This is a genomic window from Parabacteroides sp. AF19-14 (genome assembly GCF_003635485.1).
Classification (GTDB): Bacteria; Bacteroidota; Bacteroidia; order Bacteroidales; family Tannerellaceae; genus Parabacteroides; species Parabacteroides distasonis.
This window is the reverse complement of record NZ_QTMJ01000005.1, coordinates 157124-174673: the sequence shown is the minus strand read 5'-3', so window position 1 is coordinate 174673 and position 17550 is coordinate 157124. Positions and strand designations below refer to the sequence as shown.

The 17550-nt window shown below is 43.9% G+C and carries 13 protein-coding genes; 7 read left to right on the top strand and 6 right to left on the bottom strand.

Going from position 1 to position 17550, the window contains the following annotated elements:
* Nucleotides 1–24: 24 nt before the first annotated feature.
* Complete coding sequence (locus DWX33_RS07225) at nt 25–1176, bottom strand: hypothetical protein (RefSeq protein ID WP_034532185.1); 1152 nt, start codon at nt 1174–1176, stop codon at nt 25–27.
* Between the two features lie 222 nt (nt 1177–1398).
* On the opposite strand from DWX33_RS07225, the gene DWX33_RS07220 reads away from it, so the two are divergent.
* A complete protein-coding gene (locus DWX33_RS07220) occupies nt 1399–2772 on the top strand; it encodes a transglutaminase domain-containing protein (RefSeq protein ID WP_158595289.1) in 1374 nt (457 codons plus the stop codon).
* Between the two features lie 3 nt (nt 2773–2775).
* Here DWX33_RS07220 and DWX33_RS07215 read toward each other — a convergent pair whose 3' ends face one another.
* On the bottom strand, nt 2776–3537 hold the full coding sequence (locus DWX33_RS07215; protein ID WP_008773721.1) for a LytTR family DNA-binding domain-containing protein: 762 nt from the start codon (nt 3535–3537) through the stop codon (nt 2776–2778).
* Between the two features lie 222 nt (nt 3538–3759).
* On the opposite strand from DWX33_RS07215, the gene DWX33_RS07210 reads away from it, so the two are divergent.
* On the top strand, nt 3760–4761 hold the full coding sequence (locus tag DWX33_RS07210; protein ID WP_087342428.1) for an alpha/beta hydrolase: 1002 nt from the start codon (nt 3760–3762) through the stop codon (nt 4759–4761).
* A 59-nt stretch (nt 4762–4820) separates the two neighbouring features.
* Nucleotides 4821–6308: a capsule assembly Wzi family protein gene (locus DWX33_RS07205; RefSeq protein ID WP_122380115.1), complete on the top strand. Its 1488-nt coding sequence runs from the start codon at nt 4821–4823 to the stop codon at nt 6306–6308.
* 9 nt (nt 6309–6317) lie between these two features.
* Here the strand turns inward: DWX33_RS07205 and DWX33_RS07200 are convergent, their stop codons facing one another.
* The gene (locus DWX33_RS07200) at nt 6318–7055 is read right to left on the bottom strand and encodes a 1-acyl-sn-glycerol-3-phosphate acyltransferase (RefSeq protein ID WP_005867165.1); all 738 of its coding nucleotides are present in this window, start codon (nt 7053–7055) and stop codon (nt 6318–6320) included.
* Between the two features lie 137 nt (nt 7056–7192).
* Between DWX33_RS07200 and DWX33_RS22510 the strand changes: the two genes are divergently transcribed.
* The gene (locus DWX33_RS22510) at nt 7193–7363 is read left to right on the top strand and encodes a hypothetical protein (RefSeq protein WP_005854067.1); all 171 of its coding nucleotides are present in this window, start codon (nt 7193–7195) and stop codon (nt 7361–7363) included.
* Between the two features lie 63 nt (nt 7364–7426).
* On the opposite strand, the gene DWX33_RS07195 is transcribed toward DWX33_RS22510, so the two are convergent.
* Nucleotides 7427–8455 carry a histidinol-phosphate transaminase gene (locus DWX33_RS07195; RefSeq protein WP_122380114.1) on the bottom strand — a complete coding sequence of 343 codons (1029 nt, stop codon included), beginning with the start codon at nt 8453–8455 and terminating at the stop codon, nt 7427–7429.
* Nucleotides 8456–8502: 47 nt separating this feature from the next.
* A complete protein-coding gene (locus tag DWX33_RS07190) occupies nt 8503–11502 on the bottom strand; it encodes a glycoside hydrolase family 3 N-terminal domain-containing protein (RefSeq protein WP_122380113.1) in 3000 nt (999 codons plus the stop codon).
* Nucleotides 11503–11616: 114 nt separating this feature from the next.
* Here DWX33_RS07190 and DWX33_RS07185 point away from each other — a divergent pair, with 114 nt between their 5' ends.
* The 3 genes from DWX33_RS07185 to rplS all read left to right on the top strand — a co-directional run bounded on the left by DWX33_RS07185 (nt 11617) and on the right by rplS (nt 15760).
* Nucleotides 11617–14253, top strand: a complete 2637-nt coding sequence (locus DWX33_RS07185) for a TonB-dependent receptor domain-containing protein (protein WP_122380112.1) — start codon at nt 11617–11619, stop codon at nt 14251–14253.
* 5 nt (nt 14254–14258) lie between these two features.
* Entirely contained in the window at nt 14259–15275 is a 1017-nt protein-coding gene (locus DWX33_RS07180; RefSeq protein WP_122380111.1) for a DUF4249 domain-containing protein, read from the top strand.
* Between the two features lie 137 nt (nt 15276–15412).
* Entirely contained in the window at nt 15413–15760 is a 348-nt protein-coding gene (gene rplS / locus DWX33_RS07175) for a 50S ribosomal protein L19 (RefSeq protein ID WP_005854040.1), read from the top strand.
* Nucleotides 15761–15945: 185 nt separating this feature from the next.
* On the opposite strand, the gene DWX33_RS07170 is transcribed toward rplS, so the two are convergent.
* A complete protein-coding gene (locus DWX33_RS07170; RefSeq protein WP_233523982.1) occupies nt 15946–17550 on the bottom strand; it encodes an InlB B-repeat-containing protein in 1605 nt (534 codons plus the stop codon).

Genomic DNA, 17550 nt, shown 5'->3' with positions numbered 1-17550 from the left:
TTATTTGTTATTTTACCCTATTTCTTATTTAGAATCACCATATAAACTACTCACATTATGCATAGGAACAAAGGCATACAATTGAGCCGTCACAGGATAAGATCCCGGATTATCCCAAATACGCATATCTACATTGAAATACAAAATATGATTATACCCCAATGACCGGTTCACCATTATGGCCGTTCCTGCCATAGAATTTTCGTCCTGTCTCTCAATGCCAACGAATATCTCACAACCATTTTCCCTACAAAAAGATATGAAATCAGTAAGAGGGACCGTGAAAAGCTCCCGTTTACCTCCATACATTCGTTGAGTGATTTCAATTTTGATCATTGAGTCGGGATAAGCCGTAAATAAGTTTGCCACCGATTCTACAGGATTAACACGATCATATATTAATGAATAGGTATGATCCGCTCTTTTTGTATAATATCGATAGGACGTAATATCTTCCAAACCATAAAAATCACCTTCTGAACGATAACAATTATCACGAATCAAACTCATTTCAGTAGGAAGTGCCTCTACAGGCAAATTCCTTTCTTTTGACAAAAACGCCTTTAAGCCATCTTGAAACTGGCCCTCCGCCTCCTTCTTATTCATACCCCAAATCAGTTCATACTGTATAGGAAAACTTATCGATAAGATAGGCCGCTGATCTTCCAACCAAGTCACAGCGTATTTACTATTATCCGTCGTTATAATAAAGGATTGATCTTGTTTGATTTCCCGAAGGCTTTGTTTTAAATTCAAATATATCTTATCATTCAGTTTCATTCCAAATCGAAATAGTACTCGGTCTTCTTTCAAACGTTCCTTGATCGCAGGTTCATCTTTCATTAATAAGACCCATAGCAAGTATCTCTCCACAAACAAATAAACAGGAGAAGGATAATCGGCGATGATCCGGCGATCGAACAATTTAATTCCCACATGATTTATAGTACCCTTAGCATCTGCGGCCAAAATCAAATTCTTTCCCGGACATACCGAGCCTAACGAATATTCACCCGCAGCCTCGACATCTAAATGGTTCTTTCCCATTAGTTCTATTATCTCTTCGATCTTTCTATTCTCACATTTTCCATTGTCGCCCCATATATCTGGCAGACAGGTAAACATACATATCAGAATGATCCCGAGAGAAACATATTTCCTCTTTCCTCTCTTCATCAGCATCATATTTTTATTATAAGAAAGCCTCTAAAACAGATATTCACAAATTCAAAACTAGAAGTAAATCTTCGGATATCAAAGATGGGGTTCCCCTATAAACGGATATTCATAGCGTTTCCACGTTTAAGCGGCCAAAAATCATGTTTATATAAAGAAACGAACAATGAAAAGTATTAATGATTATCAATAACTTTAACACATCAACCAACATAAATGCATATGAAAAATACGATAAAACTTATCATCTTTTTATTATTCTGCGATTTCACTTTGCTATCAGCTGAGAAACTTCCGACAGTAGACTATAAAAGTATCGCGGCAGAAATCACAAAAGGATGTTCTAAAAAAAATGATCAAGCGAGGGCTATCTATCGTTATCTGATACAAAATATAGCTTATGACACAGATTATAAAATCCGTGACGCTGATGAATGTTGGAAACAGAAAAAAGGGGTATGCCAAGCGTTCGCCGATCTATTTATCAAGTTATGCGAGCCTCTAAATATCAAATGCATCTTGGTAACCGGATTCGCCAAAACATATGATCATATACCAGGTACGACTTTTGAACGCCATGCCTATGTACTAGTTGAAGGAGACAAACCCAATCGTTACTTTTTTGTGGATGCCACATGGGGTTCCGGTACTGTCAACAATGGAACATTCGCCCGTAGCGATGATGATATGTCATGGTTCCATACCTCACCCGTATGGATGGCATTCTCACATTTTCCCTATGAAGAAAAATATCAAATGCTAAAAAAACCACTATCTTTCGAAGAATTCCAAAAACTTCCCGGTCTCGTACCCGACATGGAGTATATGGGCTTTGATGGAGAAAAATTGTTAGAAGGATTACGTAACGGTACCATCCTTTCCCTCCCTAAAATATATCCCCGGCAAAAACTTCCTTTCCGGGTGGTACAAATACCGATGACACGTACGTTGAAATTAGGAGAAACGTATGAATTTACGATACAGTTGCCCGAGCCTACGAAACTGGCGTTGACACAAAACAACGAATTTCCCTTTAATAAAGTAGTCCAAGGAACTCAGAAACTCGTATTTACGCCATTCCTACCCGGAGAAGTATCGATCAGTATCGCTCCACCTAACCGGAAAACGTATTCCACCGTACTTTCATATTCGGTACCCGAACCGTCAAAAGAAGAGTATGAACAACTGATCAAAAAAAATCCTTACTATAGTCCGCTTATACAAGATATAGATGGCTATTCATCCAATATTCCTTTACTTGGGTTTGATGGACGAGAATTAATCAAGGCTATCCAATCGAACCAAATAGAGGCGCTGCCTCAAACATTCTCTTATGATAAATTTCCACTCAAAGTAATTGACGTACCCATTAATCGTGATCTGCAAAAAGGAAAGAACTACCGGTTCATGGTCACTCTCCCTCCCAATATAAAGATCGCTTTATTCCATGGAACAGCGACTATCACTAATTGGGAAACGAGAGGTAAATTACGGAGCATAAATTATACTCCTAAGACTGAAGGTAAATTGAGTATAGGAGCATTTGACGCAAACGAGAAAAGATATTATATCATACTTTCTTATAAGGTTAAGTAATCATCAAATAATATCCAACCGTTCTCTCAGTTGTTTAAAATAGCGATGCGAGGCGATCCTCTCCTCCTCTTGGAAGGGGGGATAGAACTCGCATCGTAAGGTCTTATTCTCGATGAACATCAAATAAGTCAAGTTCACAATGCAATCTTGGCTTATTTGAACAAACGTATTATTGATAGACAACAAATCTTTCGCTGTCGTGCTCATTTTTAGTTTATGAGTAGTACGGGAAGTCAAGACAATCTGCCAGCAACGCTGGTCTCCCAAGAACTGAAACAGGAATATCTCCTCACAACGGACTAGCAAAAGACCCGAAACGGTTTGGATCGCAAATCGACTATCCCGATTCAATATTTTCCGCAAAGATCTCTCCATGCAGGCAACATCCGCAGGTTCTGTCGTATGAAAACGTTCGATGAGTGCCGCTAACTCATCAATTAAATAAGGTTTTAACAAATAATCAAATGCAGAGGCACGTAGGGCATCCAATATATATTTATCGTATACCGTATAGAAAACGACTCTCAAGTTCGGAAGAATATCATCCCGTATATCATCCAGCAAATCAAAGCCAGACATGTCCGGAAGTTCCACATCCAAAAACACCAAATCCGGTTGATACTTAAGGATATGCCTCTTGCCCAATTCCGCCGTTGTCGCTGTATCCAATATCCTTACCTCCGAGAAGGCCAATAGATCGTTTTGCAATTTCTGGATCGATCCAAGGTCATCATCTATGATTATTACTGTTATTTCCGGTTCCATACACGCTTCCATTTTCCAACAAAGTAAAATATTTATTGTTAAGATAAAAAATCATAGAGTACCCACAAATAGGGCTTTTTACGTATAAGTTGCAATATTCACGTTTATCCTATCGTTTTTCATGCTTATCTGTCATTTTTTATTTTATGATCTTGGTTAATTACCATTGATTGATAAACCCTATCTTTGCAAATACAGTTATAAAATAGAAACAATATATTTATGTCTCGAAAAATAAATCTTATTATATTCCTCTGTTTCATTTTATGCGAGGTATATGCCCAATACGTACCCGATGTATTGGGAGATGGTTATTTACGCCGTACCTTCCAGATGCCGGATGATTATGAGGGGAAGGTGGTTTGCACGCTGGTAAAGAAACCTCAACTGGATAGCGTAAAACAGGCCGTGCTGTATATCCATGGCTATAATGACTATTTTTTCCAGAAACAATTAGGGGATAGCGTAAACGCTCACGGATATAATTTCTATGCGATGGACTTGCGGAAATACGGACGTTCGATATTACCCAATCAAAACCCGTTCTTTTGCAAGAGCCTAAAAGAGTATTTCGCTGATATCGATACCGCTTTGGCCACCATCCGGTCTGAAGGCAACGAGCGGATATTATTAATGGCGCATTCTACAGGCGGATTGATCACACCTTATTATTTGAATAGTAAAAAAGGGGAGTTACCGGTAGACGGGCTTATTCTGAACAGCCCTTTTCTGGATTGGAATTTCGGATGGTTCATGGAGAAAGTCATACTGCCAACCGTAGCATTTGTCGGGAGGCTATTCCCGGATCTTACCGTACAAGGTTTGGGTGATCCGAATTACGCTTATAGCTTGCTTAAGCAATATAAAGGAGAATGGGAGTTTGACACGAACTGGAAAATGATATTCGGGCATCCGAAAAAAGCCGGATGGATCAAAGCTATACAAGAAGCGCAACAGACGGTACAAAAAGGATTAAAACTGGATTGTCCGATACTAGTGATGTCTTCCAACAAATCTTTTCCGGAAACAGAGACATGGCATGAGGAATACATGACCTCCGACATCGTCTTGGATGTTCAAGACATTCAAAAATACGGGGAGAAACTAGGAGACAAAGTCACGAGAGATACCATTCCAAACGGCATCCACGATCTGATCCTATCTCAAAAGCCCTATCGGAACGATGCCTATCAAACTATATTCGAGTGGTTAAAGAAACAATAATGGTTGCACCAAACATATAAATCCTTACCTTTGCGCCCAGACAAAACATTTATATATACATGAAATCAGTGCGATCAATTTTTATAGGTCTGACTTGTCTGGGGATGGCAACGGCTAGTTTCGCTCAAGAAGAAGAGACAACTCCGGAAGCGACTACCTACAAGGCCGAAATATTCGGATCGGTAGCTAGTGGCGACAATACCCCTTTCTGGATGGTTAGCAATCGATACGGAATTGTTCCTTTGGAAGCGAATAACGGATATTTGAATGCGGGAGTATTCCATAATCAAACTTTTGGCAAAGGCTTTCGCTGGGGAGCCGGATTAGACGTAGTGGCCGCAGTTCCTCGTCATCGCAATTTCTCTATCCAACAAATATATGCCGAGTTAGGTTACAAATGCTTGCTATTGAGTGTAGGAAGCAAGGAACGCTATAATTCACTTTGGGATCGTTGGCTTAGCTCGGGCGATATCGTACAATCCGCCAATGCCCGCCCGATTCCGGAAGTGAACATCAGTATTCCGGAATTTACCGTTGTTCCTTTAACGAAAGGCTGGATGCAAGTCAAAGGAGACTTTGCCGTCGGTCGTTCTTTCGACAAGGATTATCTGGCTAACTTCACAAACAATAAGCAGACTTATGTAGATAACGTTTTATGGCATCATAAATCATTATTTGTACAGATCAAGGATACACGCAATGACTTCCCGTTATCTGGTGTAATCGGAGTACAGCATTGGGCACAATGGGGAGGAACCTCAACCAATCCTAAGATCGGAAAGCAGCCTCAATCCATCAAGGACCTTATCCGGGTTATTTGCGGCAGCGAAGGTGGTGGCGACGCAACAGTCTCCGATCAAATCAACGTACTGGGTAATCATTATGGCTCTTACGATTTCAAATTGGCTTTTACACAACCTAACTGGCAAGTATCCGCCTATTACCAACATTTCTTCGAGGATAAATCCGGTATGATATTCGTAAACAATACCGACGGATTATGGGGAGGACAATTGGATTTACCAAAATTCCCGTGGTTGCGTAAGGTGGTCGTGGAGTATCTGGTTACAAGAGACCAAAGCGGACAGTTCCACTTCATCGATTTTGATCACGACCTACATCCCGGCGTAGGTGGCGGTGGTGATGATTATTATAACAACGGAGAATACACTACCGGAGCCTCTTATTTTAACCGGGCGATAGGTTCTCCTCTGATCACAAGCCCAGAGTATAACGAGGCCGGTTCATTAGGATTCAAGAACAACCGTGTTCGTGACTGGCATTTCGGTGCGGAAGGCGCTATCTCCTCACAAGTATCTTATCGGGTATTAGTCACCGTGATGAATAGTTGGGGTAGACATGCCACCCCTTTCCTTAGCAAGAAAAGAGGAGCTTCCGGACTTTTAGATATCTCTTATCAACATCCCCGTTTATCGGGATGGGAATTTACAGGGTCTTTGGCAGCTGATGCCGGTTCCATGTTCGGCGATAACTTCGGATTCAGCCTGAAAGTAGCGAAACGTGGCATCTTGAAAAGCTGGAAATAATAACCTAAATTATTTATATTCTTCCCACAAGGCAGATGCTATGATTTCTTGAGTCTGATCAGCGAACGCTTGCATTCCTTTGTGGGAAGTGTCTATATTCTCGGTAGAAACCGCCGGATGGATCACCATCTCCATCCGATGACGATGGACATTCAACGACCCGATCGGCAAAACATCAAACGGCCCGTTTAAGGTGATCGGAATAATAGGCAAATGCTGATCCAGAGCCATTTGGTAAGCCCCTTTCTTGAAACGAATCATTTTTCCGGTATACGTACGCGAACCTTCCGGGAAAACAACCACGGAAGCCCCGTTCCGAAGACAACGCTCCGCCTCCAAAACACTACGAGCGGCAGCCTTCGGCGTAGAATTATCGACAAAGATAAAACCGGCCGCACGGCAGGCGGTACCGACAAATGGAATTTTAGCGATACCCGCCTTCATCACCCACTTAATGGGAACGCCTAAGAAACCATATATCAAGAAAATATCAAACGCACCTTGATGATTAGCTACGAAAACATACGATTGTTTCCGGTCTATATGCTCACGCCCTTTTACCGTCACCGGACAAAGCGCCAGATAGCAAGTCAATCGAGACCAGATCATACCCGGATAATAAGCGAAGATTTTCTCTCCCCCCAATAGACAACCGATGATAACCGTCACAGCCGTAAGTATAGTCAGTACCAGAAATACAGGTACAAAAAACAGCCACAAATAAACTATGTAAAGTATTCTTCCCATACGTAACTATATTATAACACAAATATAGAAGCTAATTTCAATCGTTTCATTATTTTTCTCCGAAAATATTTTCACGATCGGGTTATTATTGCTTTATTTGCGGTAGAAAAGAAAATAATTATAAAATATCTATAACCATGAATGAGTTAATTAAAAATCTAGGAGTGATCGTACTCATTATTGGTGCGGCAGTTTTGGCTGTACCGTTTTTTACCGGTGGTATGACAAATAGTATTCTACTTACAGGTCTGGGATTGGTTCTCCTTGGCTATTTTGGTCATATCGTAATCAACAAACGAGTAGAATAATACACGCTACTTAGATTTAAAAGGAAATGAAAAAGGGCTATTCGATGAATAGCCCTTTTTCATTTATTGTTGCTCCAACCAAATCTTTACCCCCTCAAGCAAGATCTGGTTTTCATCTGCCTTCTGGGTGGAGAGCCGTAGATAAGTCTCATCCAAGCCCCGGAAATTCGAAGCGTCACGGATCAAGATTCCGTAATTATCTAAAAGGAATTGCTTTAAATCAGCGGCTGTACCCTTCTTCAAACGGACAAGGAAGAAAGTCGTAGAGGTCGGGATTACCTCCAAGCCATCCAATTTACTTAATTGGTAAATAAAATCCGCAGTCTCACGCTGCCATTTACGGATCGGCAACGTAAATTGCGCCGGATGGATCAAGATATATTTACTTGCCTCGATAGCGATAGCATTTACCGACCAAGGTATGATATACTTGTTCACTTTCTCCGCGATCTCCGGAGAAGCGACCAGATAACCGATACGCAAGCCGGGGATATTATAAGCCTTCGAGATAGACTGGACAAGGATTAAGTTCTTATGCGTTTTCACGTCACTCGGCTTTAGCATGTCTTCCGTCGTAAAAGCCACGTATGCCTGATCAATAATGAAGGTAGTCTGCGGATTCGCTGAGATCAAACGGAGAAGCTCCGTACGATGGATCAGCTTTCCATCCGGATTATTCGGATTACAAATCCAACAGAAATCCTGTCCCTCCAAGGATAACTCTGATAAATCGTCCGATGTCGGGAAGAAAGAGATCTCATGCTCATGCAAACGGCAAGCGTCCTCATATTCAGAGAAAGAAGGAATAGCGATCATGGATTTCGCACCTCGCCAAGCTTGCGCTAACAAATAAAAAGCGGTGATCGAACCATTCGTCACTACGATATTCTCCTCCTTGATCTCATACCGGCGGGCCAACAATCTTTTCAAGGTAGCGGCATCCGGCTCCGGATAACGAGTCAGCTTATCAAAATGCTCGATCAAATGTTCCTTCAGTTTATCTAAATTAGCTCCGTGCCACACATTCGAGCTAAAGTTTATCTTTACCTCGTTCTTTGCGTTATAAAAATCATCACCGTGTCCGTATAACATATACCTGCTTTTTAATTAATACCTTATCTGTTAAAACTGTCACAAAATTACGAATCTTTTTGGCTTTTCCTATCAATCGCCTTATAGATCGCATCCTGTATGCGAGTACGTATATCAAGCGATCCCAGTTTATTATTTGCCCGGCTAGGATTCACCCGGTTACTCAAAAATATATAAATAAGCTGGTTATCCGGATCTATCCAAAAACAAGTACCCGTAAATCCTGTATGTCCATAGACCGAGGCGGGAGCCAAAGCCCCACAAGGCGAGGCTTTCGGATTACCAATCACCGGTTTATCAAATCCTAGCCCTCTACGGCAAGTCGGGCTCTTGCTTTGTGTAAACAAACGGCTGGTTTCCAAAGAAAGATAGCGCTCGCCGCCATAAGTCCCTTGGTTTAGCATCAATTGGAGCACCTTCGCCAAATCATTCGCATTCGAAAATAATCCGGCGTTTCCAGAAACACCCCCTTGAAAAGCGGCTGCCTCATCATGTACATATCCGCGAAGCAATTGGCGGCGGACAAATCCATCTTGTTCCGTAGGTACAATTTGCAAGGTATCCATTCGCTTCAACGGATTATAAGTGGTATGCCAAGCCCCTAACCCGCTGTAGAAATCATCCCGAAGAAGCTGGTCCATCGGAGATTTCATCAGATTTTCCACCATCATTTTCAGCATAATGAAATTCACGCAACTATATACGTACCTACCTCTCGTACCCAAACGGGATTTCTTGATATCTTGAAGGATCGTATCTTTAAAGGAATCACTCACATAGAAATTACGGGCTACCTCAGTCGTAAATCCGGGTTTCCGTGTATCTGATACTATATCCGGAAGATATTTAAAATCATTCCGGACATACGTTTTAGCGTCAAAACGAACCGGGTGCGTGGCGTTCTTCGCCGAACTATATAAACTGCCTTTATAACTATCCTTATCAATGGCATCCAGATAGAAATTAATAGTTGGAGTCACTCCCGATTGATGGTACAGTAACTCTTTTATCGATAAATCCTTTTTATTAGACTCCTTCAACTCCGGTATAAAATCGGAGATCTTATTGTTCAAGGTGAATTTCTTCTCATCATATGCTTTCATGACCGCCAATAAAGTTCCCGCCGCCTTCGACGCCGAGGCCAAGTCATAGACCGATGACTCCGTGACCGGCTGCCTACTTTCGTAATCAAAATAACCGAACGATTTATTATAGATAATCACGCCGTCCTTCGCCACCAGCACTTGGCATCCAGGATAAGCCTTCTCATCCAATCCCTCTTTAACGATCGACTCAATTACATCCAGACGGTCCGGATTCGCTCCCACCTCTTCCGGCTGGTGATACCCCAAACGAGTCTTTTCCGTAAAAATACCAGTACCCGCATAATACAATCCCGGAATCGAAACCGGAAGTTTCCCTTTCGCCGCAATACCACCGAATATCACTTGGGCCGCATATTCCTGCGCTAAGGGAGTGCCCTCGTAAGCCAACACGACCGCCTTCGCCTTCTCGATCGACTTCTTATATTCTTTACAAGCATATGGTAAGGTAAAGAAAGCATAGACCAACTCTTTCTTCGCGGCCAACTGCCTCAACGCTAAACTCTCGGGAATGCGAATCGTATGTACGCCACAAATGATCACGTCGTATTTTTGCAATTTATTATAAACCTGCTGGACTTGGGCAGCCGTAGAACGCCGTCCAATGCTAAAGCAAGCGATCGAATCATATTCACCCAGCATTTTCTGGAATTCATTACCAACCCCGTCTCCAATCGAGAGCGCCGCGATCTTTTTCTTATTCAACTGTTTAAGAGGTAAGATCGTATCCTCATTCTTCAAAACGGTAATAGCCTCCGAATTCAATTTCGCCGCCATCCATGCCGCATGCGGAGAGTTCAAACGTTTCGATAAGCCTTTTGTTTCGACCGGCTTATAGGCATTCAATCCAGCGATATATTTGTACCTTAATATTTTCAAGCACTTGGCCTCGATCGCTTCCAGATCCAATACCCCTTCCTCGATAGCCTCTTTCACGGCCGTAAAATCATTGATTGGAGCGGCCGGAGCGAGCAAGATATCATTCCCCGCAAGCAAAGCCTTCACCGAAGGATTATCCGTTTTCTTTGTGGAAGCCCCTTTCATCGCTAAAGCATCCGTAAAGCACAGACCTTGAAAACCGAGTTCTTTCTGTAATAGATCCGTCACTACCGCCTTAGAGAAAGAAGCCGGCTTATGACTTTTGTCCAATGCCGGAACATAAAGATGTCCCGTCATTATCCCGGCGAACCCATCATATATATAACGTTTAAAAGGAAGAAGTTCCACGCTATCCAAGCGGGCCCGGTTATGGCGCACGACGGGTAATGTCTCGTGCGAGTCCTCAGAAGTATCTCCATGTCCGGGGAAATGTTTGGAGACAGACAAGATGCCCGTACTTTCCAATCCTCTTGCGTAAGCAATACCTTTCTCCGCCACAGCCTCCGGATTCTCGCCAAACGAACGCAGGCCGATCACGGGATTATCCACATTGCTATTCACGTCCATATCCGGAGCGAAATTTATATGAATTCCCATTTCCCGGCACTGCCGTCCCACCTCTTTTCCATATTCCTCGATCAAGGCATTGTCCTCGATAGCGCCTAGCATCATATTTTTCGGGAAACGGGTGGTTCCACTTAATCGCATGGAAAGTCCCCACTCCCCATCCAAAGAGACCAACATCGGAATCCGGGAAGCCTTTTGCAAACGATTGGTCACCTCCGCCTGCGTCACCGGATCCCCTTTATGGAATAAGATGCCCCCGATCTTGATATCGTTCACGTAACGCATGAGCCGTTGCATATTCCGGTTATCGGATTTAGGATTCGCTATAACCATAAATAACTGCCCGATCCGTTCATCATAACTCATAGCGTCAAACACGGAATCAACCCAATGATTCATCTTTTCCTGATCCACCGAACGATAAAGGTTCGGAACGGTTTGAGCTCCACCCGATAAAAGGGAAATACAACACAAAAGCAAGATACCAATCTGTCTCATCACAACATTATCATTATTACTCTCCAAAAATAAGAAAATATCGCAATAGTAACGTGAATTGTGATAGGGGTTTTTACTATCTTTCCTGTCTCGTAATAAAAAATGAAGTACTTCATGAAGCTAATACTACTCATAATCTTGATTATCTTCGGCTTTCAATCAAGCGCTTGGGGACAGGCGCCGACTCTCAGTATCGAGGCTAAACAAGAGCCGATCCAAGAAATCATGAAAAAAATAGAGCATCAAACAGGCATGACATTCTCCTACGATCCTTCTATTCTCAAAGGCATTTCCCGGATTACATTCAAATCTGATAACCAATCCATATCGGAATGCCTTACCCGGCTATTCCTAAAGCTCCCTCTGTCTTATCAGATAAACGGTACCCACATCATCTTGAAGAAACGCCCCCGCTCAGTAACCATCAGCGGATTCGTACGGGATAAAGCGACTACGGAGTATCTAATCGGGGCCTCCGTTTATGACTCTCGCACACAAAGGGGCACGGCTACCAATAACCACGGTTTCTTCAGTCTAACCTTACCGGTCGGGGCAGTCCGTTTGGAGACTTCCTACATCGGATACGGACGTTTCTCACATACATTCCAACCGCTCGAACGGGATACCGTGATGGAAATTCTGCTGGAAAGCGGTGAAGCATTGGCCGAAGTTGTCGTTACCGGTAGTAATGACACACAAAACCCGATACAAGCCCCTCAGATGGGAACGATTAAAATAACCCGGAAGATGATCAAGACCATCCCGACCTTATTCGGTGAGGCCGATGTGATCAAAGCCCTGCAAACCCAACCCGGCGTATCAGCCGGAACGGAAGGATTAGCCGGGATGTATGTCCGTGGGGGGAATGGAGACGAGAACCTGTATATGATAGACGGAATCCAACTGTATCAGGTCAATCATCTCGGAGGACTTTTCTCCGCTTTCAACGCCGAGGCTTTGAAAGATGTGGATTTTTATAAATCCGCTTTCCCCGCCCGCTATGGAGGAAGGCTTTCCAGCGTAGTGGATGTGCATACTAAAGATGGCAATATGAAAGAGTACCATGGTAGCGCCATGCTAGGATTGACCTCAGGTAACTTAAATTTCGAAGGGCCGATCATTAAAGACCGGACTCCGTTCAACGCCTCCTTCCGTCGCTCTTGGCTGGATGGCTTGTCCGCACCGGGTTTGGCGATCTACAATAAAATTCAGAAAAAGAATGGGGAGAAATTCAGCGCACGCTATGCTTTTACCGATCTGAACCTAAAAGTAAACCACCATATCAATGACCGGAGCCAAGCTTACGTTAATTTCTATTTCGGACAGGATTTCCTAAAAGGAGGAAGTTCCGAGTTCTCCGTAGGTGATGATATAACCCCTTTCGAGAACAAGGACTTTGGAAAGATGCGCTGGGGTAACATCGCATTGTCTTCCGGCTGGTCGTATGTGTTTAACAACAAGATGTTCGGTACCGTCACCTTGGCTTATTCCCATTATCAATCCAAACTAAAACAAGAGACTTCACAATACTACGGAACCGAGGGTGACAAAGATTATTCTTCACGGTTTATCGAGACCTCAACCCGAAACGGTATCAATGATTTCGGAGTCCATGCGAACTTCGACTATATTCCTACCCCGGCACATCATATCCGTTATGGCACCGACTATCTTTACCATCGTTTCAGCCCGGAATATATCGAGGAAAAGACCTCCGAGAATTTGTCTCCGACCAAACGAACTACCGGAGACGAGCGCCTTTCAGCGAATGAGTTGGCTGTTTTCGCCGAAGATGACTGGGCGATATCTCCCATTGTCCGGGCTAACGCCGGATTACGCCTGAACATGTATAATATACAAAAGAAGACATATGTCTCCTTAGACCCTCGTTTATCCGTACGCTTCCTGCTCACGAGGGATCTAAGCCTTAAGGCCTCATACGCCCGGATGAATCAATACGTACATCAGATCAGCGAAAGTTATATGAGTCTCCCTACCGATATGTGGATGCCGGTCAGCAAGAAGCTGAAGCCATTGGAGAGTGATCAAGTATCCGTCGGCGCTTATTACAATTTACACAAAGACTATTCCTTCTCGGTGGAAGGTTATCATAAATGGATGAATCACCTACTGGATTATAAAGATGGTTACAACTTCTTACCCTCGTTCGTCGGCTGGGAGGAGAAACTGGCCGCCGGTAAGGGGTGGGCCTATGGAGCGGAGTTTATCGCCCGGAAAGAGACGGGGCGTATAACAGGATGGATCGGATACGGACTGATGTGGAGCGACCGGCAGTTCGACGAGATTAATAATGGTAAACGTTTTCCCGCGAAATATGATAACCGCCATAAGCTGAATATCGTCGCAAACTGGAAGATCAACGAGAAATTGGAACTGACCGGAAGCTGGACTTTCATGACCGGAAACCGGGTTACGGTGGCATTCGAGAATTACGAGGATTTGGGCCTCACTCCTGTCCCTCCGCTCTTACCGGAAGGAGGCTTGGATTATTTCACGGAGCGTAATAACGTACGTCTCCCCGCTTACCACCGCTTAGATCTGGGGATTAATATTTATCGACCTAAAAAGAACGGCCATCTCGGTATCTGGAATATCAGCGTATATAACGCTTATTGCCAGATGAACCCGATAACTATCCATAAGCGGTCTTGGATAAACTACAGCCATTATTTCGAGACGTTATCGCTCTTACCGATCATTCCGTCTATATCATATACTTATAAATTCTAAAGAACATGAAACCTATATTCTATTTATCAATCTTATTATCCAGCCTGCTCCTAACCTCCTGTTATAGGAAGTTTGACCTAGAGGAATATCGTACTACACCAAAAATGGTGATCAACTCGGCCTTCTCGCCGGATACAGTCGTAATGGCCAGCATATCCCGCACATGGTTTCACTCAGAGAGCAAGCCGGACGTGACGATTCGAAACGCCAAGGTGGAATTATACATAGACGGGATCTTCAAGGAGGAGATGCCTTGGAAAGAATATTCCTATTGGAAATCTTCTCGTTGGCTCGGAGAGGATCGAGGTGGATGGGTAACAGATACGCTTTATATATCGAATACGGTTCCACTGCCCGGACAAACCGTAAAGATAGTAGCTTCTACCCCGGAATATGGAACAGCCTCGGCGGAAGATAAGATTCCTTCCAAGACCGAAATCAAAGGCCTGCGCATAATTCCCCGTAAAGAAGCTACCGGCAACGGCGGTACCCTTGTCGATGGAGATGGGAATATCTCCTACATAGAAGAAAACGATGTGCTTATCTATCAAATCACTTTCCAAGATACCCCGGGTAAATCAAATTACTATTCTCTACAGATATGGGGAGATGACGACCATCTTGGTGTCCTGTTGGACTTCTCCGTAGATCCCGTATTCACGCAACAACAAGGTATCTTGGATGAGGTTTTCGGCCCTTCGATGGTAAATTGGCGGGGACGGGTATTTTCCGACGAGCTGTTCGACGGGAAGGAATACACGTTGCAAGTAAAAGAACAACTTAGGTCCGATACTAAATATTATACCAAACGCCATATTCGTTTATATTCCCTGTCCGAACCCTATTACCAATATCTGCTATCTTTACAAAACATCGAGAATGAAGGTATCATGGGCGGACTTACGAATGTAGGTCTGGCCGAGCCTGTCCGGATCTACAGCAATGTGGAAGGAGGAACGGGAATCGCTGGTGGATGTCAATGGTTTGAATCCTTGGTAGACATAAAAGATTTGATCAAATAGCGAGCAAAAAAGCATATATCTATTGCGAATCAAATATTTATTTCGTTACTTTGCACCCGCTTTACGTAATCTCTGTCGGGAAATGTAGCCCGTTAAATTGCGTTTCATTATAAATTACAATTAAAAAGCTATAAACAATGGATTTAATTAAGATTGCAGAAGAAGCGTTCGCTACGAAGAAGGAACTTCCTTCATTCAAGAGTGGTGATACGATCACGGTAGCTTACCGTATCAAAGAGGGTAACAAAGAGCGTATCCAGCAGTATCGCGGTGTTGTTATCCGTATCTCCGGTCACGGCGACAAAAAACGTTTCACAGTTCGTAAGATGTCTGAGAACGTAGGTGTAGAGAGAATTTTCCCGATCGAATCTCCGTTTATCGAAAGCATCACGGTTAACAAAGTCGGTAAAGTACGTCGTGCTAAATTGTACTACTTGCGTGCCCTTACCGGTAAGAAAGCAAGAATCAAAGAAAAGAGAGTGTAATCTCTCCGATTCTATTGCCATACAAAAAGCCATCCAGCGGAATGCCGGATGGCTTTTTGTTTATCGTTTCTTACAATGCCCATCGTAAGCATCTAACAATGCCCATTCAAAGGAGCTTACGATGGTCATTATAAGAACCTTAGAATGGGCATTGAAAGAATCATATATCCAAATCACGCCACGGACTACCGTCCGGAGGACAATTTACAGACGATACGAGTACCATCCGTTGCCTCGATAACGAGAAGTAAGGGGCTACGTATGGATAAGCGATAGATATCACCTTGTTCCATTTGGCCGTTAGTACCTAATAAGTCCCCCTCGAACGAATAAACCATCAATCTACGGATCGCTTGGCGAGCAGTCACGCAGAGTTGGTTCCCGGAGAAAGCGATCGTGACTAGTTCCTCCCTAACGATCGTCTCATTGGCTACCGTACCTTTGGTATACACCGCACGAATAGCGGGCAAGGCCGCACGTAGGATATTGACATCAAAATCATAATTCAACGCTTTCGACAATAACTGATCTAGCAAGTACCATCCCATAAAGGTATGGTCTACGATCGGTTCAGCCTTCAAGTTAATGACATCACCTCGATAGCGAGTCACTTCCGCCCAACCGTTCTCTCCACCCTCTACTTCCAAGTCAACGGGTAATTCCCGGAATTTAGCCTCTAGCTTACCCATATCTTTACCGATCAAGATCTCATGGCTCATCTCCGCCTCCGGGATAAACACGCCATCCAAATACCAACCTTCAAAAGCATAACCCGGTTTCGGCATCGCGATGATCTCGACCGTTTGGCCGGGAATGGCTTCGCCTATCACTTCCACCTCGCCGCCTTTCTCCGTAGATGAAGGATCATCCGGATTCGGCCCGGGTACGATCTCCACCTCATCCACCGGTGCCTCTCTCTTCTTGAAACAAGCCTCGATCGTAGTGGTTCGCTTACTAATAGTCAACGTATAAGAGATGTCGGTAGACAGGCACATACCCGCCTCATCATACCAGCCGATAAAGTCATAGTCTTTCGTAGGCGAGGCGATCACGGTCACCTCATCCCCTAACTCATAGATACCGTTTCCGCTTTGCGATACATAGCCGGCCTCCGGATCGGAAGTGTTTACGTAAAGGCAATACCCGATCTCCGGCTCGATAGGACTTTGCGGCTTCCAGTCGTACACGGCCCGCAGGTACACATGCTTGCCCGGCATGGTGAAGCGATAGGTTGTCTCTTCCGATACATTCTTCCCATCGCTCTCCCAATGGTCGAACACATAATCGGGATAAGCATGGGCGATAAGTGTCACCTCTTTGCCATTCTCATAAATACCTTGGCCACTCTGTTCTACCCATCCGGCCATGGAAGGAGCGACGGTCGTAATCAGATTATAATAACCATCTCCCGGCTCCGATGGATTCTCCTTCGGGTTAAAACGTAGCTTGGCAATCAAGCGAGCGTTTTTCTCCGTAAGGGTGAAGGTATATTCCGAGAGGCCGGACAATTCTTCTCCATCAGCGGACTGCCAAGCCACAAACTCATAATCCGTATGCGGATAGGCCCGTACCGTTACTTCCGTACCCGTATCATAAATGCCGGAGGGATTCGTTTGCTCCAAATAAGCGGATCCGTGGGGATCCGTGGAGAGTAAGAGCGTTAGTTTCCCCGGCTCCGGTGGAGGAGTCGGATTGAACTCATCCTGCGCATAGGCTTGCCCGATGGATCCTCCGAGGAAGATCCAAAGAGACAAAATCATCGTAATAGATCGAAACAATCGTTTTCTCAT